The organism is Serratia sp. BNK-10 (assembly GCF_047456065.1).
GTDB classification, from domain to species: Bacteria; Pseudomonadota; Gammaproteobacteria; order Enterobacterales; family Enterobacteriaceae; genus Serratia; species Serratia ureilytica.
This window is the reverse complement of sequence record NZ_CP179894.1, coordinates 3,086,978-3,110,326: the sequence shown is the minus strand read 5'-3', so window position 1 is coordinate 3,110,326 and position 23,349 is coordinate 3,086,978. Positions and strand designations below refer to the sequence as shown.

Annotated in this window: 22 protein-coding genes, 1 tRNA gene and 1 riboswitch; of the genes, 13 read left to right on the top strand and 10 right to left on the bottom strand. The window is 64.5% G+C overall.

Annotation, left to right across the window (positions count from 1 at the left end; translation table 11 throughout):
* Positions 1-234: 234 nt before the first annotated feature.
* On the bottom strand, positions 235-2,154 hold the full coding sequence (locus ACMGG9_RS15040) for an aliphatic sulfonate ABC transporter substrate-binding protein (RefSeq protein WP_414161526.1): 1,920 nt from the start codon (positions 2,152-2,154) through the stop codon (positions 235-237).
* Positions 2,155-2,434: 280 nt separating this feature from the next.
* Between ACMGG9_RS15040 and ssuD the strand changes: the two genes are divergently transcribed.
* Together ssuD and ACMGG9_RS15030 are read left to right on the top strand one after the other, a co-directional pair.
* Positions 2,435-3,607, top strand: coding sequence for an FMNH2-dependent alkanesulfonate monooxygenase (gene ssuD / locus ACMGG9_RS15035; RefSeq protein ID WP_033643695.1), 1,173 nt, complete (start codon positions 2,435-2,437; stop codon positions 3,605-3,607).
* Entirely contained in the window at positions 3,607-4,986 is a 1,380-nt protein-coding gene (locus ACMGG9_RS15030; protein ID WP_414161525.1) for an FAD/NAD(P)-binding protein, read from the top strand. Before ssuD ends, ACMGG9_RS15030 begins: the two co-directional genes overlap by 1 nt.
* A 28-nt stretch (positions 4,987-5,014) precedes the next feature.
* Here the strand turns inward: ACMGG9_RS15030 and ACMGG9_RS15025 are convergent, their stop codons facing one another.
* Complete coding sequence (locus tag ACMGG9_RS15025; protein ID WP_147879967.1) at positions 5,015-5,650, bottom strand: flavodoxin family protein; 636 nt, start codon at positions 5,648-5,650, stop codon at positions 5,015-5,017.
* Between the two features lie 115 nt (positions 5,651-5,765).
* Between ACMGG9_RS15025 and ACMGG9_RS15020 the strand changes: the two genes are divergently transcribed.
* The 3 genes from ACMGG9_RS15020 (at position 5,766) to ACMGG9_RS15010 (ending at position 7,743) form a co-directional block, all read left to right on the top strand.
* Positions 5,766-6,662 (top strand): LysR substrate-binding domain-containing protein, encoded by an 897-nt coding sequence (locus ACMGG9_RS15020; RefSeq protein ID WP_033643692.1) that lies wholly within the window; start codon positions 5,766-5,768, stop codon positions 6,660-6,662.
* A gap of 69 nt (positions 6,663-6,731) precedes the next feature.
* On the top strand, positions 6,732-7,319 hold the full coding sequence (locus tag ACMGG9_RS15015; protein WP_033643691.1) for a nitroreductase family protein: 588 nt from the start codon (positions 6,732-6,734) through the stop codon (positions 7,317-7,319).
* A gap of 130 nt (positions 7,320-7,449) precedes the next feature.
* Positions 7,450-7,743: a DUF2623 family protein gene (locus ACMGG9_RS15010; protein ID WP_033643690.1), complete on the top strand. Its 294-nt coding sequence runs from the start codon at positions 7,450-7,452 to the stop codon at positions 7,741-7,743.
* A gap of 12 nt (positions 7,744-7,755) precedes the next feature.
* Here ACMGG9_RS15010 and ACMGG9_RS15005 read toward each other — a convergent pair whose 3' ends face one another.
* Entirely contained in the window at positions 7,756-8,325 is a 570-nt protein-coding gene (locus ACMGG9_RS15005; protein WP_033651830.1) for a helix-turn-helix domain-containing protein, read from the bottom strand.
* Between the two features lie 38 nt (positions 8,326-8,363).
* On the opposite strand from ACMGG9_RS15005, the gene ACMGG9_RS15000 reads away from it, so the two are divergent.
* Together ACMGG9_RS15000 and ACMGG9_RS14995 are read left to right on the top strand one after the other, a co-directional pair.
* Positions 8,364-8,882 carry a GNAT family N-acetyltransferase gene (locus ACMGG9_RS15000; protein WP_033651829.1) on the top strand — a complete coding sequence of 173 codons (519 nt, stop codon included), beginning with the start codon at positions 8,364-8,366 and terminating at the stop codon, positions 8,880-8,882.
* Positions 8,883-8,899: 17 nt separating this feature from the next.
* A complete protein-coding gene (locus ACMGG9_RS14995; RefSeq protein WP_033643687.1) occupies positions 8,900-9,340 on the top strand; it encodes a DMT family transporter in 441 nt (146 codons plus the stop codon).
* 57 nt (positions 9,341-9,397) lie between these two features.
* Here the strand turns inward: ACMGG9_RS14995 and ACMGG9_RS14990 are convergent.
* Positions 9,398-9,473: transfer RNA gene (locus ACMGG9_RS14990), tRNA-Asn, on the bottom strand.
* Positions 9,474-9,801: 328 nt separating this feature from the next.
* Between ACMGG9_RS14990 and nac the strand changes: the two genes are divergently transcribed.
* Positions 9,802-10,725 (top strand): nitrogen assimilation transcriptional regulator NAC, encoded by a 924-nt coding sequence (nac, locus tag ACMGG9_RS14985; protein ID WP_033643686.1) that lies wholly within the window; start codon positions 9,802-9,804, stop codon positions 10,723-10,725.
* 36 nt (positions 10,726-10,761) lie between these two features.
* On the opposite strand, the gene ACMGG9_RS14980 is transcribed toward nac, so the two are convergent.
* Positions 10,762-12,225 (bottom strand): AMP nucleosidase, encoded by a 1,464-nt coding sequence (locus ACMGG9_RS14980; RefSeq protein WP_033643685.1) that lies wholly within the window; start codon positions 12,223-12,225, stop codon positions 10,762-10,764.
* A gap of 139 nt (positions 12,226-12,364) precedes the next feature.
* Entirely contained in the window at positions 12,365-14,668 is a 2,304-nt protein-coding gene (gene opgB, locus ACMGG9_RS14975) for a phosphatidylglycerol--membrane-oligosaccharide glycerophosphotransferase (RefSeq protein WP_033651825.1), read from the bottom strand.
* 285 nt (positions 14,669-14,953) lie between these two features.
* On the opposite strand from opgB, the gene ACMGG9_RS14970 reads away from it, so the two are divergent.
* On the top strand, positions 14,954-15,694 hold the full coding sequence (locus tag ACMGG9_RS14970; protein ID WP_414161524.1) for a transporter substrate-binding domain-containing protein: 741 nt from the start codon (positions 14,954-14,956) through the stop codon (positions 15,692-15,694).
* Here the strand turns inward: ACMGG9_RS14970 and ACMGG9_RS14965 are convergent, their stop codons facing one another.
* The 4 genes from ACMGG9_RS14965 to ACMGG9_RS14950 are packed head-to-tail and all read right to left on the bottom strand — an operon-like array spanning position 15,695 to position 18,850.
* A complete protein-coding gene (locus ACMGG9_RS14965; RefSeq protein WP_116286316.1) occupies positions 15,695-16,630 on the bottom strand; it encodes an ABC transporter substrate-binding protein in 936 nt (311 codons plus the stop codon). It abuts the gene before it with no gap.
* Between the two features lie 35 nt (positions 16,631-16,665).
* Positions 16,666-17,433 (bottom strand): ABC transporter permease, encoded by a 768-nt coding sequence (locus tag ACMGG9_RS14960; RefSeq protein WP_042784966.1) that lies wholly within the window; start codon positions 17,431-17,433, stop codon positions 16,666-16,668.
* Positions 17,430-18,170, bottom strand: coding sequence for an ABC transporter ATP-binding protein (locus tag ACMGG9_RS14955; RefSeq protein WP_208060730.1), 741 nt, complete (start codon positions 18,168-18,170; stop codon positions 17,430-17,432). Before ACMGG9_RS14955 ends, ACMGG9_RS14960 begins: the two co-directional genes overlap by 4 nt.
* Complete coding sequence (locus ACMGG9_RS14950; RefSeq protein ID WP_099782194.1) at positions 18,167-18,850, bottom strand: TenA family protein; 684 nt, start codon at positions 18,848-18,850, stop codon at positions 18,167-18,169. Before ACMGG9_RS14950 ends, ACMGG9_RS14955 begins: the two co-directional genes overlap by 4 nt.
* Before the next feature lie 62 nt (positions 18,851-18,912).
* A riboswitch (TPP riboswitch) is annotated at positions 18,913-19,015 on the bottom strand.
* Positions 19,016-19,164: 149 nt separating this feature from the next.
* Here ACMGG9_RS14950 and ACMGG9_RS14945 point away from each other — a divergent pair.
* The 4 genes from ACMGG9_RS14945 to gap all read left to right on the top strand — a co-directional run bounded on the left by ACMGG9_RS14945 (position 19,165) and on the right by gap (position 23,122).
* Positions 19,165-20,187: an LLM class flavin-dependent oxidoreductase gene (locus ACMGG9_RS14945; RefSeq protein ID WP_101452846.1), complete on the top strand. Its 1,023-nt coding sequence runs from the start codon at positions 19,165-19,167 to the stop codon at positions 20,185-20,187.
* Positions 20,188-20,199: 12 nt separating this feature from the next.
* Positions 20,200-20,934 carry an SDR family NAD(P)-dependent oxidoreductase gene (locus tag ACMGG9_RS14940; RefSeq protein WP_033643677.1) on the top strand — a complete coding sequence of 245 codons (735 nt, stop codon included), beginning with the start codon at positions 20,200-20,202 and terminating at the stop codon, positions 20,932-20,934.
* Positions 20,935-21,059: 125 nt separating this feature from the next.
* Entirely contained in the window at positions 21,060-22,034 is a 975-nt protein-coding gene (locus tag ACMGG9_RS14935) for a GlxA family transcriptional regulator (RefSeq protein ID WP_046688511.1), read from the top strand.
* A gap of 77 nt (positions 22,035-22,111) precedes the next feature.
* Positions 22,112-23,122: a type I glyceraldehyde-3-phosphate dehydrogenase gene (gene gap / locus ACMGG9_RS14930; RefSeq protein ID WP_241439402.1), complete on the top strand. Its 1,011-nt coding sequence runs from the start codon at positions 22,112-22,114 to the stop codon at positions 23,120-23,122.
* The last annotated feature ends 227 nt before the right edge of the window (positions 23,123-23,349 follow it).

Sequence of the window (23,349 nt, the reverse complement as noted above, 5' to 3'; positions counted from 1 at the left end):
GGCGGGGAAATAAAAAAGCCGGTCGTGACGACCGGCGAATGCGAAAATAACAGGGTAACGTTAATTGAAAGTGCACATAAAATGATAGCGAATTAATCCTAGCACTGACATCGGCGGTATATTTTACCTAAAAATGTCTTTGCGGCATTGGCATTACCGCCCGGCTCCGACGGCGGTATGAGTTTGTGCGCAGAGGAAAAAGGGCGGCCGATGCTGCGCCCCCCCGAAGCCAGGCTAAGATCCCAGCGGCCAAACCGCCTCGCGCACGGCGATCGCTTTGGGCAACAGCCCCAGGGCGTAGAAGCGGTCGGCGATGCTTTGCTGCTGGCGGATCACCTGCAAATCCATGGCGCGGATCTCGTGGCTGCGGCGCGACAGCGCGAGTTCCAGCGAGGCGCTCGCCAGCCCCAGTTCGTCGGAAAGGTGACGAGCGGCTTCTTTCGGCTGCGCGGCAATGTAGCGGCCGGTGTGCTGCAATGCTTGCATCAGTGGCTGCAACAGATCGCCCGAGCGCTCGGCGAACTCGCGGCGCGCCAGATAGAATTGCTGATTGAGCACCCGTTGGGTGCCGTCGGCGATCACGCGCAGTTCCCCGCTGCGCTGCGCGTCGCTGAGCAGCGGATCCCACATCATCCAGGCGTCCACCGCCTGCAGGTCGGTCGCCGACAGCGGATACTTCGGCGGCGCATAGACGATGCGCACATCGTTCAACATCAGTCCCTGTTCGTCCAACATCTGCAGCAATAAATAGTGCACGTTGGAGCCTTTGTTGAGCGCGATGCGTTTGCCGCGCAGATCGGCGGCGCTGCGTATCGGGCTGTCTTGCGGCACCACCATCGCCACGCTTTGCGGCGCCGGCGGCTCAAACCCGACATACACCAGCGCGTTGCCCTGCGCCTGCGCGAAGATCGGCGGCACTTCGCCGGTGGTGCCGAAGTCTATTTCATCGCCGTCGAGCGCGTGCAGCAGCTGCGGCCCGGCGGGAAACTCGCTCCACAGTACGCTGATGCGCTGTGCGGCGAAGTGCTGTTCCAGGCTTTGCCGCGCCTTGAGCACGCCGAGGTTGCCAAATTTTTGATAGCCGATGCGCAGTTCGCGTTCGGGCAGCGGCGCTGCGCTGATGGCCGGCGAATGCGCGGGCGCGCGGGCGCTGTGGCGGCGCGGTTTGATCAGGCCAAGATGCGCCAAATGGGTGCGCAGGGTATTGCGGCTGACGCCGAGCAAGGCCGCCGCCTGAACCTGGTTGCCGCCGCTGCGTTCGAAGGCGTTGCGCACCAGCGCATCCAGCACCCGTTGGTAGAGCTGGGTACCGTCGCCTTGCAACTGCTGCTGCACGAAGCGATCGATGGCGTCGTCACCGCCGCCGCCGTGATCCGTCAGGCGTTGCGTGAGCCGCAGTTGCTGCGGGGCGATCGGCCCCTCCTGGCTCAGCAAGACCGCATTATGCAGCGTGTTCTCCAGCTCGCGCACGTTGCCGGGCCAGGGGTAGTCCAGCAGCGCCTGCTGCGCCTCCACCGTCAACTGCAGCGGCGGCCGTCCCAGCCGGCGGGCGTACAGCGCAAGAAAGTGTCTGGTCAGCGCCGGAATGTCCTCCGGCCGCTGGCGCAACGGGGGTAAGGTCACCGCCGCGACGTTCAGCCGGTAATAGAGATCTTCGCGGAAGCGTCGTTGGCGGATTGCGCCGGCCAGATCGACGTGGGTGGCGGCGATGACCCGCACATCGATCTTCAGCGGTTTGCGCGAACCGACGCGGGTGATTTCTCGTTCCTGCAACACGCGCAGCAGCTTGACCTGCAGCGACAGGTTGAGTTCGCCGATCTCGTCCAGCAGCAGGGTGCCGCCTTCCGCTGCTTCGAACCAGCCCTGATGGGTGCCGACGGCGCCGGTGAAGGCGCCTTTCTCATGGCCGAACAATTCGGCTTCCGCCAGGCTTTCCGTCAGCGCGCCGCAGTTGACCGCCAAAAAAGGGCGATGGCGGCGCGCGCTGTGGTGGTGCAGATAGCGCGCCACCACCTCTTTGCCGGTGCCGGTTTCGCCGACGATCAGTACGGTGGCGTCGGTGGGGGCCAGCCGATCGAGCACGCTTTGCAGAGCGAGCGACGCCGGATCGATCAGCACCGGTTTGTCGGCGGCGAACGGTTGGGGATCGTACATGGGCGTCTCCTGGCTGACGGCGAAGGGGGAAAAAAATCTTATCCCAGCCCATGAGCGGCCGCGAGAGGGTAAAAGGCGCATGGTGCTGCATTGGCAACAGCTTTTCGCCGCCGCCTGCTGCCAATGCAGCAGCGCTCGGGCGGTAATGTCTTTTCAACGCATTGATATGTATTGCTTTTTAAAATCCGCTACTGTGGCATGCATCCTGCTTTTCGTTTTATAACCAAGCAAGATTTTTCTATCGATAAATATTGAGAATAGTTATATAGGAAAAGCATAAATGACTGAGTCAGCGAAAGAACGCATCAACGTTTTCTGGTTTCTGCCGACCCACGGCGATGGCCGCTATCTGGGCACGGCGCAGGGCGGGCGCCCGGTAGACCTGCCTTACTTGCAGCAAGTGGCGCTGGCCGCCGATAACCTCGGCTATTACGGCGTGCTGATCCCAACCGGTAAAAGCTGCGAGGATTCCTGGTTGGTGGCGGCGGCGCTGGCACCGATCACCCGTCGGTTGCGCTATCTGGTGGCGGTGCGCCCCGGCCTGCAGCCGCCGAGCCTGGCGGCGCGCATGGCCGCGACGCTGGACCGGTTGTCGGACGGGCGCCTGCTGATCAACGTGGTGACCGGCGGCGATCCGGTGGAAAACAAAGGGGATGGCATCTTCCTCAGCCATGCCGAACGCTACGAGGTGACACAGGAATTTCTCACGGTGTATCAACGGCTGCTGCAAGGGGAGAAGGTGGATTTCAGCGGTAAGCATATTCGCGTCGAAGGCGCCGAGTTGCTGTTCCCGCCGGTGCAGGAAAACGGCCCGCCGCTCTATTTCGGCGGCTCCTCGCCGGAAGCGATCGACATCGCCGCCGGGCAGATCGACACCTACCTGACCTGGGGCGAGCCGCTGGCTCAGGTGGCGGAAAAGCTGGCGGCGGTGCGCCAGCGCGCCGAGCGGCAGGGACGTAAACTCAGCTACGGCATTCGCCTGCACGTTATCGTGCGCGAAACCGAAGACGAAGCCTGGGCGGCGGCTGAGCGCCTGATCGCGCATCTGGATGACGACACCATCGCGGCGGCGCAGCAGATCTTTGCGCGCATGGACTCCACCGGCCAGCGCCGCATGAGCGAGCTGCATGGCGGCTCGCGTGAGAGTCTGCGCATCGGCCCCAACCTGTGGGCCGGCGTCGGCCTGGTGCGCGGCGGCGCCGGCACCGCGTTGGTGGGCAATCCGCAGCAGGTGGCGGCGCGCATACGCGAGTATCAGGCTCTGGGCATCGACAATTTCATCCTTTCCGGCTATCCGCATCTGGAAGAGGCCCACCGCTTCGCCGAACTGGTGATGCCGCTGTTGCCGCTGGCGCAGCCGGCCCATCAGACGGCCCGCACGATCAATACCGGCCCGTTCGGCGAAACCATCGGCGGCGATCGTCGTCCCGGCCCGGTACAGCGGGAGGGCTGATGGCGAAGCGTGCCCATATTATCGTTATCGGCGGCGGTTTCACTGGCGCGGCGCTGGCGATCCAGCTGGCGCGCGGAGCGGTGGATGTCACGGTGATCGAACCGCGCGCGGCGCCGGGCTATGGCGTGGCCTACTCGACCACTGAACCGACCCACCGCATCAACGTCCCGGCCGATCGGATGCAGCTGGCGGATGAGCCGGCGGGGGATTTTGACCGCTGGTATCGCCTGGGCGGCGGATTGGCGGCCGATCCGCAGGCGTTGTGGCGCGACGGTAAAGCCTATCCGCAGCGCGGCGCCTTCGGCCGCTATGTCGAGGAACGTTTCCATCAGGCGGCGCAGTCGGGCCGGGCCCGCTTGCGGCACCTGCGCGATCGGGCGCTGCACCTGCAGCCGCAGGCGCAGGGCGCGACCGTCATCACCGCGGGCGGCGAACGGCTGTGGGGCGACTATGTGGTGTTGGCGACCAGCCATCCGCCGCCCGCGCTGCCGCGGCAGATCGCCCCGGAGCTGGCGCGCGATGCGCGTCTGATCGCCAATCCCTGGGCGGCGGAGGCGCTGGACGAAGTTGAACCCGGTGAGGCGTTGGCGATCGTCGGCACTGGGTTAACGATGGCCGATACGGTGGCGGCGTTGCACCGCCGCGGGCATCGCGGGCCGATTACCGCCTTCTCTCGTCACGGCCTGCTGCCGCGCCCCAATGCCGAAGGGGAGTACCCGACATGGTCGTTTGCCCCGCCCGCCGGACTGCGCGATGGGGTGCGGCAGGTGCGCCTTGAGGTGGCGCGCGCCGCTCGGCAACGGGTGCCGTGGCAGGCGGTGTTGGACGCAGTGCGCGCCCAGGGGCAGCGCCTGTGGCAAGCGTTGACGCCGACCGAACAGCAGCGCTTTCTGCGGCATTTGCGCGCCTATTGGGACGTGCATCGCTATCGCCTTGCGCCGCAGGTGAGCACGTTGCTGGCGGAGCAACAGGCGGCGGGCACGCTGCAGGTATTGGCCGCTCGTTTGCGTAGAGCGGAGCGAACGCCGCAGGGCGTAAGGTTGACGATTCTGCCGCGCCAAGGCGCAGAGCGTGCGCTGCAGGCGCAGCGGCTGCTGATCACCACGGGCCCGGCCCATGCCAGCCTGATCGCCGCCAGCCCCTTGCTCCATTCACTGGCGGAGCAGGGGGCGCTGCGCGCCGATCCGCTGGGGCTGGGGCTGTGGGTCAATGCTGACAGTCAGGCGATCGGCGGCGACGGCCTGGCCAACCCGCGCCTGCTGGTGGCCGGCCCGGTGGCGCGCGGCCGCTTCGGCGAACTGATGGGGCTGCCGCAGGTGGCGGAACACGCCGAAAGCGTCGCGCGTCACCTGCTGGCGGCGATCGCCGCCGGAGGGTGACAGCGCGGTTTGCCGGCAGACTCAAGCGTCAGTCCGCCCACACCTGCGTGCTGCGCGGGCTGTCCATTTGATAATCCGAATAGGGGCGAGTGAAGAACTCGCGCCCCAACTCGCGGGCGGCCCGCAGCGGGTTGCGCGGATCGCGGGCGATCTCGCCGCGTTGGTTGCCGGCGCCGTGCACCAGCCCAACGAAGGCGGAATGGGTGTAGCGGCTGAACTCCTGGATCTGATGCACGATGCCCAGCGCAGCGCCGGGGTAGGTCTCTTCCGACGCCACCGCCAGCCCGATGCGCTTGCCGCTCATGCGTTGGTGCACGTCCGCCGCCTGAGGGTAGGCATTGGAATAGAAGCTGAACGAGCGATCGAAAAAGGCCTTGGTTTGCGCCGACATTCCGTACCAGTAAATCGGCGTGCAAAATACCGCGCCGTCGGCCGGCAGGAAGTGCTCCAGGAACAGCTCGGCGTAGCGATCGGCCGGCGGCGGCGTATGGCGTTCATCGCTCAGAAAACCGCTCAGGTAATCGTCGAGAAAATGCAGGTTGGCGACGGTGCCGGCTTCGGCGGCGCCCGCCATGATCGCCTGTGCCAGCGTGGCGCTGTTGCCGTCGCGGCGCGGGCTGCCGACCAGCACCGCCAAACGCTTGGGTTGATGAGTTGCATTCATGTCATATTCCTCTGTGTGAAATGAATTCAGCCCTACTCTAGAAACAAACCCCGGCGGGCGACAAATGACGGCTTTTCTGCCAGGATGAATTCAACTCACCTGGAGAGGCTTCGCCATGTTCGCCACGCTGCCCGTCAACGCATTACGCACCTTCGAATCCGCCGCTCGCCTGCGCAGCTTCAAGCTGGCGGCGGCCGAACTGGCGGTGACGCCGACGGCGATATCACACCAGATCAAAGCGCTGGAGCAGCAGTTGGGGTTTGCGCTGTTCGAGCGGGTGCCGCGCGGCGTGCGGCTGACACCGAAGGGGGAAACGCTGTTTGCCGGGGTGCACGGCGCGCTGCTGGACGTCGCCGCCACGCTCGAAGGCCTGCGGCCGCAGCCCAGCGCAGGATCGCTGTGCGTTTCGGTGACGCACTCGTTCGCGGCGCTGTGGCTGGTGCCGCGTTTGGGGCGCTTCTATCAGGCGTATCCGCACTATCTGGTGCGCCTGGAGGCCTGCGCCGAGGTGATTGATCTGCAGCAAGACGCCAGCGTGGACGTAGCGGTGCGCTACAGCCGCGCGCACTATCCCGCGCTGCATCAGGCGGCGCGGCTGGAGGAAAGCTTTGGCGTCTACGCCGCGCCGGGGCTGGCCGCCGCCGAGCCGGAAAATCCGGTGCTGATCACCGTCAAGTGGGGGGATTCGGCGCTGTACGACAGCGGCTGGCATGACTGGTGCCGGGCCGCCGGGGTCGATTGGTGGCGGCGCCATGCGGCGATGCGCAGCTATCACGAGGAGCATTACGCCCTGCAGGCGGCGGTGGCCGGGCAAGGGTGGGTGCTCGCCAGCTCGGTGATGGTGTCCGAGATGGTGGACAACGGCCTGCTGGCGGCGTACCGGCCCGAGGTGCGCGTACCGGGCGCCGCATACAGCGTACTGTGCGCGCCGGGGCGCGAGCGGCATCCGCCGGTCAGGGCGTTTCTGGCCTGGCTGCAGCAGGAATTGCCGCAGGACAATGGCACGAAATAAAAGTTTTACCGTCCTAAGCTGTGGGAATATCAGCGAACTTTTGTTTTTACTTCACTGCGAGAACCTATCATGAGCCAGCCAAGAATCTCCGATTACCCGATTGACGCGCAATTTATCGAGCGCTGGTCGCCGCGCGCGATGACCAACGACGCCATCGACGATCAAACGCTGCTGAGCTTCTTTGAAGCGGCGCGCTGGTCGCCTTCGGCCTACAACATTCAGCCGTGGCGCTTTGCCTACAGCAAGCACGGCTCCGACAGCTGGGAGAACTACCTGGAGTTCCTGATCGATTTCAACCGCGGCTGGGCGCAACACGCTTCGGCGCTGGTGGTGATCGTCTCCAAAACCACCAGCCTGAACGGCGAGCGGCTGGTGGACAACCCGACCCACGCGTTCGACACCGGTGCCGCCTGGGCCAACCTGGCGCATCAGGCGCACCTGAAAGGCTGGCTGACCCACTGCATGAGCGGCATTCACCACGACAAGATTAAGGCGGCGCTGCAGCTGCCGGACGACTATGCGGTGCACGCCATGGTGGCGATCGGCAAACCGGGCGACAAATCCCGCCTGCCGGATTTCCTGCAGGAGAAAGAAGCGCCGTCGGGCCGCCTGCCGCTGGGCAACACCGTCAGCGAAGGGCTGAATTTCACGCTGTGATCGCGCCTTCTCGCCGAGGCTCGCTTGGCGGGCCTTTTTTATGTGGCGAGTAAAACTTTGGGAGTATGTTCGCGTTCGCCCATTCGCTGTATATTTTGTTATATAGCGATTGCGTGATAAGGAGGAACCGATGGGGGATCATTTTGGCAAAGGGCTGTTGGCGGGATTAAAAGCGGACAACCTGAAACCGGAGGCGGAGCTGTCGCGCTTTTGCTCCGACTACAAGCGCGGTTTCGTGCTCGGCTATGCGCACCATTTGGCGCAGCGCTGCGGCGACGAGAACCGGGCGGCGTTCGAGGCCGGGCAGCTCAGCCGCGCCTATGGGCTTGGCAGCGAGCCGATGAGCGAGTTCTTCTCCGGCGGCGACAGCCGGTTGGCGGAGAAGTTTTTCCGCGCCGGCTATAACCGCCCGGCGCAGGGTTAGGACAGACGGCCGTCAGGCGGCGCTCAGCACCGCCACCATATACACGCACGGTTGGTCGCTCTGATTTTCAAATCGGCAGTCCGCCGGCGGGCCGAGCTCAAGGCAGTCTCCCTCGGCCATCTCATGGCGCGCGTCACCCTCGATAAAGACCAGTGCGCCGGATAAGACCCAGATCAGCTGACGTTTGAACGCGTACACCGAAGCCGGCATCGGGATAGCCGCGCCGGCCGGCAGTTCGATGCGCACCAGATCGAGCGGCAAATCGGTGCGGGGCGACACGTGGCGCCGCACGTAACCGCTCTCGGGATCGACCCAGATAGGTTGATCTTCCCGGCGCAGCAGCCGGCCTTCCTGCGTTTCCGCTCGGGCGATCAGCTTGGACATGCTGAGGCCGAACGCGCCCGCCAGTCTGCCCAACAGCATCGCCGTCGGGCTGCTCTCGCCGCGCTCGATCTTATGAACCATCGCCCGTGAGACGCCCGCCCGTTCGGCCAAATCGGACAGCGACCAGTGGCGCGCCTCGCGTTCAATGCGAATGCGTGCGCCGATCAGCTGATTTAGATTGTCTAATTTAATATTCATATCGTAGTATTATAGTGGACAATTGGCCGGGGTAAACCATGATTATACGAAATGCGACGTTCAACGATAGCGCGGCGATTGCCGCTATCTATAACGACGCGGTGTTGAACAGCACCGCCATCTGGAATGAACAAACCGTGGATGCGGCCAATCGCGCGGCGTGGATCGGCGAACGGCAGGCGGCGGGTTACCCGGTGCTGGTGGCGGTGAACGCCGAGGACGAAGCGATCGGCTACGCGTCGTTCGGCGACTGGCGCGCCTGGGACGGCTATCGCCACACCGTGGAACATTCGGTGTATGTCCATCAGGCGCATCGCGGCGCAGGGATTGGCAAGGCGCTGCTGCTGGCGCTGATCGCACGGGCGCGGGAAATCGGCAAACATGTGATGGTGGCCGGCATCGAATCCGGCAATCGGGCCTCGATTAAGCTGCATCTGGCGCTGGGTTTCCGCGACGTGGGGCGCATGGAACAGGTGGGCGCTAAATTCGGCCAATGGCTGGATCTGACGTTCCTGCAACTGAGGCTCGACGAACGGGCGACGCCGCCCGCGCGCTGATCCCGGGAGACAGGGCGATGAATATGCTGTTACTGCTGATCGCGGCCGGGATGGGGCTGGTGGTGCAGAATCTGCTGATGGTGCGCATCACCGAAAGCGTCTCGACCATCCTTATCACGCTGGTGATCAACTCCAGCGTCGGTTTGTTGCTGCTGGTGGGGTTGCTGCTGGCCAAAAACGGCCTCGGCGCGGTGACGGAAGTGACCGGCGCCGCCAGGTGGTGGATGCTGTTGCCGGGGCTGCTGGGATCGCTGTTCGTGTTCGCCGGCATCCTGGGCTACCAAAAACTGGGCGCGGCGGCCACCATCTCGATCCTGGTCGCCAGCCAGCTGTGCATGGGGCTGTTGGTGGACGTCTACCGCGCCGGCCCGGCGGCGCTGCGCGAGAATCTGCCGGCGCTGTTCGGCGCCTTGTTGCTGGTGGCGGGCGCCTATCTGGTGGCGAAACGCAGCTTTTGACGGCGGCTGAAAGGCAAAAAGCCCGCTCGGGTTTCCCTGAGCGGGCTTCTCTAAATATGGCTCCTCTGACTGGACTCGAACCAGTGACATACGGATTAACAGTCCGCCGTTCTACCGACTGAACTACAGAGGAATCGTGTGAACGGGGCGAATAATAGCGGGGCGGTTGCGGCTTGTAAAGCGCGAAAACGCCCGGCGCGCGCGTTTGCTGCAAGATTGCCCAACCTGCTGCTTTTTCTCGCTTTTATCGCTTACCTCACGCGCAGCGCCGCCGGATTGCCCGCTGAGGCGGTGCCGTTGCCTGCCGGTGGTGCAACGCGTGCCCTGCGTTGTGGCGCGCCTCGCCCGATAAACGGCCATTTGTCGCCGTTTTTGGCCTTTTGACGACTCTGGCCTGGATCTTGCTGCGGTTGCATGACCGGATTTCGGCATTCTCAATTTAGCGGCTCGCTGGAGGCACTATGAATCTCAGACGTCTGAAGTACTTCGTGAAAATCGTCGATGTCGGCAGCCTGACCCAGGCGGCGGAGGTGTTGCATATCGCCCAGCCGGCGCTCAGCCAGCAGTTGGCGACGCTGGAGGGGGAGCTGAAGCAACAGCTGCTGATCCGCACCAAGCGCGGGGTGCAGCCGACCGAGGCCGGCAACATTCTGTATGCTCACGCGCAAACCATTTTGCGCCAGTGCGAGCAGGCGCAGAGCGCGGTCAACAGCGCCGGGCAGGCGATGAGCGGCCAGGTGTCTCTCGGGTTGGCGTCGGGGAGCACCGCAGCGCAGCTGGCGCTGCCGCTGCTGCAAACCCTGCGCGATCAGCAGCCGGGCATTTTGCTCAGCCTGCATGAAAACAGCGGCGCGGCGCTGGCCGGACAGGTGGCCAACCAGACGCTGGACATGGCGATGGTCTACGGCGCCAAAATGCCCGCCGGTCTGCACACCGTCGCGCTGATGCGAGAGGATCTCTATCTGGTGGCGACGCGCGCGGTGCCGCATCCCGGCAACAGCGTCGAGCTGCTGGACGTGGCGCGGCTGAACCTGTTCCTGCCGCGCGAGGGGGATGCGGTGCGCAACCAACTGGAGGAGGCGATGGCGCTGCGCAAGCTGGCTGTCAACGTGGTGGGGGAGATTGAATCCTCGGGCGCGCTGAGCGCTGCGATCGCCGGCGGGCTGGGGGCGACCGTATTGCCGGAGTCGGTGGCGCGCGCGATGATCGGCCCGGCCAAGGCCTGGATGGCGCGCATCAATGCGCCGACGATGTCGGTGCCGCTGTCGCTGTGCATGTCGGGCCAACAGTCGCTGTCCGCCCCGGCGCTGCTGGTGAAAGACCTGCTGCTGTCGATCGCCGGCGGCCGCAGCCAGGAGAAGCGCGCGCTGGCGCTGGTGCGTTGAGGAAAAAACGGCCCGCCGCAGCGGGCCTGAGCACCGTTATCGGAACGGCGGTTCGTTGAAGGTGCGCAGCTTGCGCGAGTGCAGGCGATCGCCCTCGGCGCGCAACAGATCGATGGCGCAGATGCCGATCTGCAGGTGCTCGGAGATTGCCCCTTCATAGAAGCGGTTGGCCTGGCCCGGGAGTTTTATTTCACCGTGCAGCGGTTTGTCGGAGACGCACAGCAGCGTGCCGTACGGCACCCGGAAGCGGTAACCCTGAGCGGCGATGGTGGCGCTCTCCATGTCGACCGCCACCGCGCGGCTGAGGTTGAAGCGCCGCGCCGAAGCGGAGTAACGCAGCTCCCAGTTGCGATCGTCGGTGGTGACCACCGTGCCGGTGCGCAAACGCTGTTTGACCTCTTCACCGGGCATGCCGCTGACCATCTTGGTGGCGTCGTACAGGGCGCGCTGCACCTCGGCGATGCTCGGGATCGGGATATCCGGCGGCAGCACCGCATCCAGCACGTGATCGTCGCGCAGATAGGCGTGGGCCAGCACGTAATCGCCGATCTTCTGGCTTTCGCGCAGGCCGCCGCAGTGGCCGATCATCAGCCAGGCGCTCGGGCGCAGCACCGCCAGGTGATCGCAGATGGTTTTGGCGTTGGACGGGCCGACGCCGATGTTGATCAGCGTGATCCCTTGGCCGGTGCGCGAGATCAGGTGATAGGCCGGCATCTGGTGGTTTTTCCACGCCAGATCGGACACCGCCTGTTCGGGCGCGCTGGTTTCCGGCGTGATGTAGGTGCCGCCGGCGCTGGAGAGCGCGATGTACGGGCTGGCCGGATCGGCGATCTGCGCGCAGGCCCAGCGCACGAACTCGTCCACATAGCGGGTGTAGTTGGTGAACAGCACGAACGGCTGGAAATGCTCCACCGGGGTGCCGGTGTAGTGCCGCAGACGCGCCAGCGAGAAATCCGCGCGCAGCGCATCGAAATGCGACAGCGGGAAATGGTTGTCGGTGGTGTGATACAGGCCGTCGGCGGTCTCGTCACCGATCTGCGCCAGCTCGGTGGTGGGGAAATGCTGCGCGATACCGGCGCTCATTGAGCGATCGAGCGCCAGGCTGGAGCCGTCGATCACATAAGGGAACGGGATCTCCTGCTGCGACGGCGCCACTTCAATATGGGCGGCGTAGTCGTGTTCCAGCATCGCCAGCTGTTCGGCCAGATAGTGGCGGAACAGCTGCGGCCGGGTCACGGTGGTGCTGTAGCTGCCGGGATGGGTAAAGCGGCCGAAGGCGCGGGTTTTGTTCGGGCCGGACTGCTGCCCGTCCCAGCTGACGCGCAGCTCGGGATACACGAACAGCCCGGCGGCGCGCGCCTGCGGGTCCGGCAGGGTGCCGTGGCTGATAAAGTCACTGACCGCCTGCCGCAGCGCGTCTACCGCGGCGTCATACAAGGCTTCCAGTTGATCGAGTGCCTGATCGGCGCTGAGGCCGCTGCGAGGTGGGGCATAGCTCATACTTTCTCCTTCGATGTCCCGGCTCTGTGGCGGGATTGGCGGCGTTTCACCGTCACAGGTTAGCCGAAGCAGGGCGTAAAAGCTTGGTCGAAATGACGGGCGCGGCAAAGAAATTACCGCGCCCGTGAAGGCGGGGGGATCAGGAGGCGGGAGCGGCCGCTTCGACCTTCAGCGATACCAGGCCGATGCCCAGCTTCTTCGGCGTGAAGCCGCCGCTGGCGCTCTCTTTCGGCTCGGTCGGTGCCGGCGGGGTAATGCTGATCTTCTGCGCGCCGCGCGGGTTGTCGAAACGCAGGGTGACGGTGCTGTCCTGCTCGCCGAGCGACACGAAGCGCTCTTCGTCGCCGACGCGCACCGAAATCGGTTCGCCGACGTTGTTGCCGTAGGCGCGGGCGCGCAGCACCAGATCGAAGGTTTTCGGCAGCGGATCGACATAATCGATGTCGACCGCCGGCGCCAGGTTGGCGTCGGACCAGCGGCCCCACTCCTCGACGGCGGAGACGCCGGTAATGGCTTTCACCTGTTCCGGCATGCCGGGCAGCATGAACTCGATGGCGTCCGCCCGGTACTTCATCGCCGCGTCGTCCACCTGCAGGCGGGCGACGGCGTTTTGGTAATCGGCGACGCTGTCCGCCGCCGGGCCGGTAAAGTTCACCTTGCCGCGGAAGCGCTCGCCGCTGGCCTGTACGATCTGCGGCGGCGAGGCCAGGGTGCCGGAGGCCACGCAGATGTCGGTGCTCAGCGCCAGCTGCGGCGCCCAGACCCGGCCGATCTCGTAGCATTTATCGACCCAGACGAATTTCTCCCCCGCCCCCAGCCCGGCCAGCTGCTTGCGCAGCGGGGTGGAGAGGTAGACGTTGAACATCGGTTCGATGCGGTTGTCGCCCACCCGCAGGATGAACGGCACCTTGTAGGTGACGCCGGAGAAGCTGAAGCTGCGCTGGCGCGTGTCCACGCTGTAGTCGCTGATGCGGTTCGGCAGGCCCCACTGATTGATCACCGCCGGTTTCCAGCCGTTGATTTTCTCTTCGATATTCAGGAACACCGTAGACAGCGACGGCGCCGACAGGCTGCTGCGGCCGAGGCCGATATAGTTGTCACCGCCCATCACGTCCAGCACCGTGGCGCCGTTATCCAGCGTGCTGCGTTTCTCGTTGCGCTGCTCCGCCTGCGGCCGGGTGCCGTCGATGATAAAGAACAGGTTGCGGCGCTTCTGTTTGGTCAGGATGTCGTAGGCGGTGTTGTTCATCGCCAGATGATCGGAGGACACCACGATCACGGTGTTGCTGAAATAGGGCGAGCGTTTGATTTTGTCGATCAGCGCGGCGATGTGTTGCTGGCTGCAGGCTACCGCGCTCAGCGAGCGGTTTTCCTTGTTCTGCCAGGCGTAGCTTTTCTTGCTGCAGCCGGCGGAGATAAAACCGTCCGGGTGATGGGTATCGACGGTCAGGGTAAACAGCGAGAACGGCTGGCGCTGTTTGGACAGCTCGACGAACTTGCTGTACACCACGTCCAGCACGCTGTCGTCGTACCAACCCCAGTCGTTTTTGTAGCTCGGATCGGCGACCTGTTCGCGCAGCTCTTTGAAACCGTAAACGTGGTCGAAGCCGTGGGATTTCAGGAAGGTGTCTTTACCGGCGAACGCCAGCTCGGCGCCCTGATAGAAAGAGTTGCTGTAGCCGGCGGCCTTCAGCACGTCGCCCAGGCAGACGTTCTCCGGGTAGAAGGTGGAGACCGCGCTGGAGGCGTTGCCGTCGAAGGGCGCGAACAGCGGAATGCCGCACTGTGAGGCGACCATGCCGGCGATGGTGTAACCGGTGCCCGGCAGCTGCTGGGTGTTGCTGAAATCGATGCTGTCTGCGCGCAGGGCGTTCAGCTCGTCGGCCAGGCCGGGAAACAGCTCGGTATCGAAGTAGGTGCGCTCCAGGCTCTCGGCATAGATGTACACCAGATTCGGCCGTTTGCCCTGCACGGTCTTTTTCGGCGCCTTGTAGTAGGTGGTGAAATCGGCGGTATCGCCGACGATCTGGCTCTTGACCAGCAGCGAGATGTCCTGAAACGCCGGGGTGGTGCCGACCGAGAACAGCGCCAGCAGCACGGCGACGAGACTGTAGGCCACGCTGCTGCCTTTGGCCTTGCGGCGCAGCAGGCTGCGGGCCAGCACCGCGAAGATAAGCCCCAGCGCCGCCAGCAGGCCGATGAACGGCAGCACGTATTTGCTGATGCCCGCGCCTTTGAGGCTGCTGGTGACGGTGTAGATCACCGCATCGGTGATGCCGTCGCCGGTGAAGTAGTTGCTGGCGATCAGAATGACGTTCAGCACCAGATAGCTGCCGAGCAGCGTCAGCAGAATGGCGAACCACCAGCGGTTGGCGGCGGCCCGGGTGCGATAAATCAAGATCGACGCCAAAAAAAGAACAAACGAAACGACTGCGAGAACCATCCGCCAAACCTTGTCTGATTGGAAAAAAACGTTGCTGCCCTGGTCTGCGCCGCCGACCGTGCCGGGGCGCGAAAAGTGAAGGGTATAGCCTATTGTCGGCGGCGGAACAACGCGCGATGTCCCGCTCCGGCCGACGGTCGGCGGCTATTGTACATTTTTATGACAATAGTGTGACGTTAATCACGTCGGCGGCGGCCGCGGCGGCGAAATCTTGCTGGTCGGAGCTTTCGCTCTACGCTTAATGAGCGCCACGACGGCGCGTCCATCAGCCATTCAGGAGGAAGTATGCAGACGATTTCCGCAGCGGTACTCGACGATCTGGCCCCGCAAGGCGTGTTGCGCGCGGCGATCAATCTCGGCAATCCGGTGCTGGCGCAGGCCGGGCCCGGCGGTAAACCGCAAGGCGCTTCGGTGGAGCTGGCCGCCGCGCTGGCTCGCGAACTGGACGTGGCGCTGGAGCTGGTGACCTATGACGCGGCCGGCAAGGTGTTCGCCGACCTGGACAGCGGCGCCTGGAGCCTGGCGTTTATGGCCATCGAACCGGTGCGCGCGGCGCAAATCGCCTTCAGCGAACCCTACGTGATCATTGAGGGGACTTACCTGGTGGCGAACGACGCGCCTTACTTTGAGGTGGCGCAGCTCGACAGGCCGGAGGTACGCATTGCGGTCGGCCAGGGTGCCGCGTACGATCTGTTTTTGTCGCGCACGCTGCAGCAGGCGCAGCTGGTGCGGGCGGCTACTTCCGCCGAGGCGATCGCGCTGTTTTTCGAACGCGGGCTGGAGGCGGCGGCCGGCGTGCGTCAACCGCTGCTGGCCGCCGCGGCCGCCCATCCCGGCTACCGAGTGCTGGAGGGGCATTTCACCGCCATTCGCCAGGCGATGGCGGTGCCGAGGCAAAAAACGCAGGGCGCCGCCTACGTGAACGCGTTTATCGAACGCTGCAAGGCCAACGGGCTGGTGAAGGCGGCCTTGCAGCGCAGCGGCCAGGGCGAGGTGACGGTGGCGCCGCCGGCCGCCTCGGCGTGATCAGTCGAGCTCCACCGCATACTGGTCTACCGGGGTGATTTTCTTGATCAGCTTGTTGTCGAACAGGAACTGTTCGTAAGCCTCATAGCGGGCCCGATCCAACTTGGCCGGATCGCGCGCGAACAGCGGCAGGCTGGCTTGCCACGCCTGTTTGTTCAGCTCGGTATTCAGCTCCGGGTGCGCCTTGGCGAACGCCAGCCAGGTGTCCTGCGGGTGCGCATGCAGGTAGTCGCTGCCTTGCTTCAGCGCGGCGAGGAATTTGCGGATTTTCGGCTCGTTCACCGCATCGCGGTTGGCGACGATGATCAGCTCGTCGTAGGCCGGCACGCCGTAGTCTTCGACGTTGAACACCACCGGCTTTTTGCCCTGCAGCTTCAGCTCCAGCGCTTCGATATTGCGGTAGCCGCCGATCACCGCATCGACCTGGCCCGCCAGCAGGGCGCTGGTCAGCTGGAAGTTGACGTTGATGAGCTTGATGTCCTGCGGCTTGAGGTGCTCGTGTTCGACCATGGTGGCCAGCGTCGCCTGTTCGATGCCGCTGACCGAGTAGCCCACCGTTTTGCCCTTGAGATCCGCCGGCGACGTGATGTTTTTGTCCAGCGCGATCACCGTATTCAGCGGCGTATTGATCAGCGTGCCGACGCGCATCAGCGGCAGGCCCTGATCGGCGAAGAAATGCAGCTGCGGCTGATAGGTGATGGCGAGGTCGGCCTGTTTGGCGGCCACCAGCCGCGGCGGCAGCGCCGGATCGGACGGCGGCACGATCTTGACGTCCAGCCCTGCGGCCTTGAAGGCGCCGATCTGCTCGGCCACCATAATCGGCGCGTGATCGGGGTTGATGTACCAGTCGAGCACCAGCGTCAGCTTGTCGGCCGCGCCGGCCTGGCCGGTGAGGGCGGCGCCGAGCAGTAGCCCGCAAACGGTTTGTTTGATCATGGTCGTTCCTTTATCCCTGGTTATGGTTGCAATCATCAGTCGTTTTCCGGCGCCCAGGCGATCAGGCGCCGCAGCAGCGCATCCACCGCAGCCCACAGCAGCACGGTCATCAGCACCAAAATAAACAGCGCGGCGAAGCAGACGTCGGTCTGCATGCGCGCGTTGGCGTTCAGCATCACGTAGCCCAGCCCTTCGGCCGAGCCGACCCATTCGCCGATAATGGCGCCGATCGGCGCGACGGCGGCGGCCATGCGCAGGCCGGAGCCGAAGGCCGGCAGCGCCGCCATCAGCCGCACGTGCCGCAGCTGCGCCCAACGCGAAGCGCGCATCGTGCGCGCCAGATCGAGATAGTCGTTGTTGACCCGGCGCAGCCCGTCGAAAAAGGCCGACACCACCGGGAAGAAGATCACCAGCACCGCCATCGCCACTTTGGCGCTCATGCCGAAGCCGAACCACAGCACCAGCAATGGGGCCAGGGCGAACACCGGTATCGCCTGGCTGGTGAGCACCAGCGGCATCAGCCAGCGCTGCAGGCGCGGCGAGAAGATCATGCACAGCGCCAGCGCCGCGCCGAGCAACACGCCGAGCGCCAGCCCGCTGACGATCTCCGAAGCCGTGACCAGCGTGTGCCAGGCGAGATAGCCGCGTCCGTCCCACAGCGCCTGCGCCACCGCGCCCGGCGTGGGCAGCAGAAAGGCCGGAATGCCGCTTTGCGCCGCCAGCCACCACAGCAGCAGCAGGCCGATGAAGACCGTCAACCCACGCCGCAGGCGGGTGAAGCCGCGCTCTTTGGCGATATTCATTGCGCTGCCCTCACCATTTGCAGCAGCAGCTCGGCCTGGCTTTTCAGCAGGTCGGCGTCATCCGGCGCGCGCGGCGGTTGCCCGCTGATGCGGTGGGTATCGTCGAGGCCCAGCGGCCAGGGCGACAGCACCAGCAGCCGGTGGCTCAGGCGGCAAGCCTCCATCGGATCGTGAGTGATCAGCAGCACGGTATTTTGCGCCAGCAGCTCGGCGGCCAGGCTCTGGATCTCGGCGCGGGTAATGGCGTCCAGCGCGGAAAAGGGTTCGTCCATCAGCACGATTGGCTGGCGTTCGTAGAGCGTGCGGGCGATGGCGGCGCGCTGGCGCATGCCGCCGGACAGCGCGGCGGGCAGGCTGCGGCTATGCGCGGCCAGGCCTACGCGCTCGAGCAGGTGCGCGGTCCACGCCCGATCCGGCGCTTCGCCGCGCAGCCGCGAGCCGAGGGCGACATTGTCTTCGACGCTCAGCCACGGGTAGAGCAGGTCTTTTTGCCCCATGTAGGCGATGCGCCCGGCGATCGGCAGGCCGTCGCTGCCGCTCACCGTACCCGAGCTGGCCTGCGCCAGCCCGGCGATGATCTTCAGCAGGCTGGTTTTGCCGGCGCCGCTGGCGCCGAGCAGGGAGACGAAGCTGCCGCCGGCGATGTCGAAGCTCAGCCGCTCAAAGATCGTCTGTTGATCGAAGCGCAGAGTGAGATCCCGCACCTGGATGCCGGGCGGGAGGCGCGGGGAGATCATGAGGCGTTCAGCCCCATTTGCCAAAATGCCGCTTCCAGCTGGGTGGCGGTGGTGAAAATCTGCGCCAGCTCGGTAAAGCGGCTTTGTGCGCCGCGCTGGTGGCCGACGGTTTCCAGCAGTTCGATGGCGGCGCGCACGCCGGCCAGATAGCCCTCGTCGCCGTAGTTGCGGATCCAGGAGGCGTAAGGATTGCCCTCCATTTGCGTGGCGGGATCGTGCAGCAGCCGCAGGCCGATTTCGGCATAACCGGCCACGCAGGGCAGCAGGCCGGCCAGCAGATCGAGGGCGTCGCCGGCATGGCCGATGTCCAGCACGTAGCGGGTGTAGTTCATGGTTTCCGCCGCCTCCGGCTGGGCGGCGATCTGCGCTTCGCTCAGCCCCCATTCGGCGCAGTAGGCCACGTGCAGCGGCAGCTCGGCGACGATGCCGTTGAGCGAGGCGGTGGCGGCGCGCATTTCCGGCAGGGTGCGCAGCTTGCTGACCAGCAGCGCATAGGCGCGGGCGAAGTGCAGCAGGAACAGGTAGTCTTGGGTCAGGTAACGGCGAAAAGCGCGTTCAGGCAAGGTGCCGGCGGCCAACTGCTGCAGAAACGGGTGATCGACGTAATTTTGCCAGTGGCTGCCGGCCTGTTGGCGCAGCCGGCCGTAAAGACCGCTTTCGAACAGGGTGGTGATGGACATGGGACCTCCTTGAGTCAGTGGAGATCCGGGCACGCTGAGGTATGAACAGGCAACGGGTGATCGCGCGGTTGCCTAACCGTCCCTTCGCTGGCATGACCCAGATCAGGTTCAAAGGGTTCGGCTTGCGCCATCTCAGCCCGTAACAGGACACCCCTCGGAGCTGCCTGTTATACGACATTTGTTTTTTGATTACAATCGCCGGGCGGCGCGGCGGCAATCGGTTCGTTTAGTGCGATCGGGGGCGATTTTGCTGGCGCAAAGCGCGCGATTTTTGTCACTGTAGGCCCATGTTTTGCCTTTGAGGACGATGCCCGATGAAAAAGATTGGTTTTCTCTCGTTTGGCCACTGGACGCCTTCCGCCCAGTCCGGCACCCGTTCCGCAGCGGATGCGCTGCTGCAGTCCATCGATCTGGCGGTTGCCGCCGAAGATCTGGGGGCGGACGGCGCCTATTTTCGCGTGCACCACTTCGCGCGTCAGCTGGGATCGCCGTTCCCGCTGCTGGCCGCCATTGGCGCCAAAACCCAACGCATCGAGATCGGCACTGGCGTGATCGACATGCGCTATGAAAATCCGCTGTACATGGTGGAGGACGCCGGCGCGGCGGATCTGATCGCCGGCGGGCGGCTGCAGCTCGGCATCAGCCGCGGCTCGCCGGAGCAGGTGATCGACGGCTGGCGCTATTTCGGTTACGCCCCGGCCGAGGGCGAAACCGACGCTGACATGGCCCGTCGCCATACCGAAGTCTTTCTGGAAGCGCTGCGCGGTGAAGGGTTCGCTGAACCCAATCCGCAGCCGATGTTCCCGAATCCGCCCGGGCTGCTGCGGCCGGAGCCGTTTTCCGCCGGGCTGCGCGATCGCATCTGGTGGGGCGCCGGTTCGAACGCCACCGCCGTCTGGGCGGCGAAGCTGGGTATGCATTTGCAAAGCTCGACGCTCAAGAATGACGAGACCGGCGAACCCTTCCATATCCAGCAGGCCAAGCAGATCCGCGCCTATCGCGCGGCCTGGCAAGAGGCGGGCCATGCGCGCGAGCCGCGGGTTTCCGTGAGCCGCAGCATCTTTGCGCTGGTGGATCAGCGGGATCGCAATTACTTCGGCGGCAGCGGCAAAGAGGGCGATCAGCTGGGGTATATCGACGCACAGACCCGGGCGATCTTCGGCCGCAGCTATGCCGCTGAGCCGGACGCGCTGATCGAGCAGCTGGCGCAGGACGAGGCCATCGCCGAAGCGGATACGTTGCTGCTGACCGTGCCTAATCAGCTGGGCGTGGATTACAATGCGCACGTCATCGAATCGATTTTAACCCATGTCGCGCCGGCGCTCGGCTGGCGCTAAACGGAGGATGGCATGTCACGCATTTTCATTACCGGTTCGGTGGACGGGCTGGGCCGCGCCGCCGCGCAAACGCTGTTGGACGAAGGGCATCAGGTGATTCTGCATGCGCGCGCACCCGGCCGTCTGGACGCGGTGCGCGATCTGCTGGATCGCGGTGCACAGGCGGCGATCGGCGATTTGTCCGATGTGCAGCAGACTCGGCAGCTTGCCGAGCAGGTCAATCGCCTCGGCCGTCCGGACGCGGTGATCCACAACGCCGGCATGTTCACCGGGCCGCAGGTGATGCCGGTGAACGTCATAGCGCCCTACCTGCTGACGGCCCTGATCGAACGTCCCAAGCGTATCGTCTACCTGAGCAGCAGTATGCACTTTGACGGCGTGGCGGAGCTGAACGGCGTAGACTGGCTTGGCGGCGCCGCAGGTTCTTATTCGGACAGCAAGCTGTTCGTCACCACACTGGCCGCCGCCGTGGCGCGCCTGTGGCCCGACGTCATCAGCAGCGCGGTCGATCCCGGCTGGGTGCCGACCAAAATGGGCGGCGCGGACGCGCCCGACGATCTGGCGCTGGGGCATGTGACGCAGGCATGGCTGGTGAGCAGCGATGAACCGCAGGCCCTGGCCTCCGGCGGCTATTGGCATCATCAGCAGCGCTTCGAGCCTCACGCGGCGGTACACGACGAGGCGTTTCAAACGGCGCTGCTGGCGCAATTGGCGCGCGCCGGCGGGGTGAGCTTGCCGCAGGTTTAAATGACTATTCCTTCCAGGCCCGTCGGGTTGCCGGCGGGCTTTTTTATGCCTGCAGGGTGAACCGGCGGCGCTTTTCTTATACAGTGGCTTCCTGACCTGTTTTGACCGTTCTCTCTATTATCGCCATGCACACATTCCTGATTATCGTCCCTGAAGGGGGCATGCTGTTCGAAGCGGCGGGCATCGCCGATATCCTGATGCAGGCTAATCGCCTGAGTGCCGCCGAGACGCCGCTGTATCAGATCGCGGTCGCCACCACGCAGTCTCATCGGGTGGTGCACGGCCTGTCCGGGCTGAGCCTGTTGGCCGACCATCGCCTGGCGGATCTCGATCCGCGCCTGCCGCGCGATACCGTGATCGTCGCCGGCAAAGGGGCGAGCGAAGAAGAGGGCGCCCTGGTGGCGGCTTGGCTGCGCCGCGCGGCGCCGCAGACGCGCCGTATCGCCTCCGTTTGCGGCGGCGCACTGTTGCTGGCCGAAGCCGGGTTGCTGGACGGACGGCGGGCGACCACCCACTGGCGACTGGCGGAAACGCTGCAGGCGCGTTTCCCGCAGGTGCAGGTCGAAAACGGCCCGATCTACGTGCAGGACGGGCCGATTTGGACCTCCGGCGGCGTCAGTTCCGGCTTCGATCTGACGCTGGCGCTGGTGGAGGACGACTACGGCTTCGTGCAGGCGCGCGAAGTGGCGCAGGATCTGGTGATGTTTCTGCGCCGCCCCGGCGGGCAGGCGCAGTTCAGCCGCTACCCGCTCAACCAGGCCAAATCGCCGGGCCCGATCCGCGACCTGCAATCCTGGATCCTGGAAAACCTCGCCGACGATCTCAGCGTCGAACGGTTGGCCGAACGCGTGGCGATGAGCCCGCGCAACTTTACCCGCGTGTTCACCCGCGAGACGGGCATTTCTCCCGCCAAATTCGTCGAAGAAGGGCGGTTGCATACCGCCAGGCAGCGCCTGGAGCAGAGTGCGCAAGGCATCGAACAGATCGCCCTGGCCACCGGCTTTGGCAACGGCCTTAACCTGCGGCGGGTGTTTGAGCGAAAACTGCAGCTGACCCCGAGCGAATACCGCGAACGCTTTCATGCGCGCAATTTGGCGTAAATTGATCGGTAAACGTCATTTACGCCGCTTCGGGGCAGGGCTAGAGTTGAGGCAAAGCCCAAAACGAGGAGTGCATCATGGTGAGAGTAGGCATTAATGGATTCGGCAGGATCGGACGCAACGTGCTGCGCGCGGCGCTGGGGCGCAGCGATTTTGAAGTGGTGGCGATCAACGATCTGACCGACAGCAAGACGCTGGCGCACCTGCTGAAATACGACACGCTTTCCGGCACCCTGGCCGCCAGGGTCGAAGCCGGCGACAACCAGCTGCTGCTGGACGGCCGGCCGATTCAGGTGTTTTCGCAGCGCGATCCCGCCGAGATCCCCTGGAGCAGCGTGGGCGTGGACGTGGTGATCGAAGCGACGGGCTTCTTTACCGACAAGGCCAAGGCGGAAGCGCACATCACGCATGGCGGCGCCAAGCGGGTGATTATCTCGGCGCCGGCCAAGAACGATGACATCACGCTGGTGATGGGGGTTAACGATCACCTCTACGATCCGGCGCTGCATAAGGTGGTCAGCAACGGCAGCTGCACCACCAACGGGCTGGCGCCCGCCGCACAGGTGCTGCATCAGGCGTTCGGCATCGAATACGGGCTGATGAACACCACGCATGCCTATACCAACAGCCAGGCGCTGCACGATCAGCCGGAAAAAGATCTGCGCGGCGCGCGGGCGGCGGCGGAGTCTATCGTGCCTTACTCCAGCGGTGCGGCCAAGGCGCTCGGCAAGGTGATCCCCGAACTGGACGGCCGCCTGACCGGTTATTCACTGCGGGTGCCGGTGCCGGTGGTTTCCATTGTCGATCTGACGGTGACGCTGAAACGCCCGGCGACGGCGGAGGAGATCAACGCGGCGTTCCGCGCGGCGGCGGCGTCCGGCCCGCTGAAAGGGATCCTGGGCTACAGCGATGAGCCGCTGGTGTCGAGCGACTACCGGGGCGATGCGCGCTCGTCGATTATCGACGGCCTGTCCACGCTGGTGATCGGCGGCAATCTGGTGAAGGTGCTCGCCTGGTATGACAACGAGTGGGGCTTCTCCAATCGGTTGGTCGATCTGGCGCTGCTGATGGAAAAGCGCGGGCTGTAAACGCCCAACAGCAAAAAGCCCGCTTAAGTTGCCTTAAGCGGGCTTTTCTAAATATGGCTCCTCTGACTGGGGTCGCTTTTACTATTAACTGGTTGATAATTAATCTAGGCAAGAATTTATTTTTCTAGAGAGGCCATCAGGACGACCACTAATTTTTAACAACCTCTCTGTGCCAGTGGTAAACGCCAGATCTTACACCTGCGGTGATATCGGATATTTATGTTCGA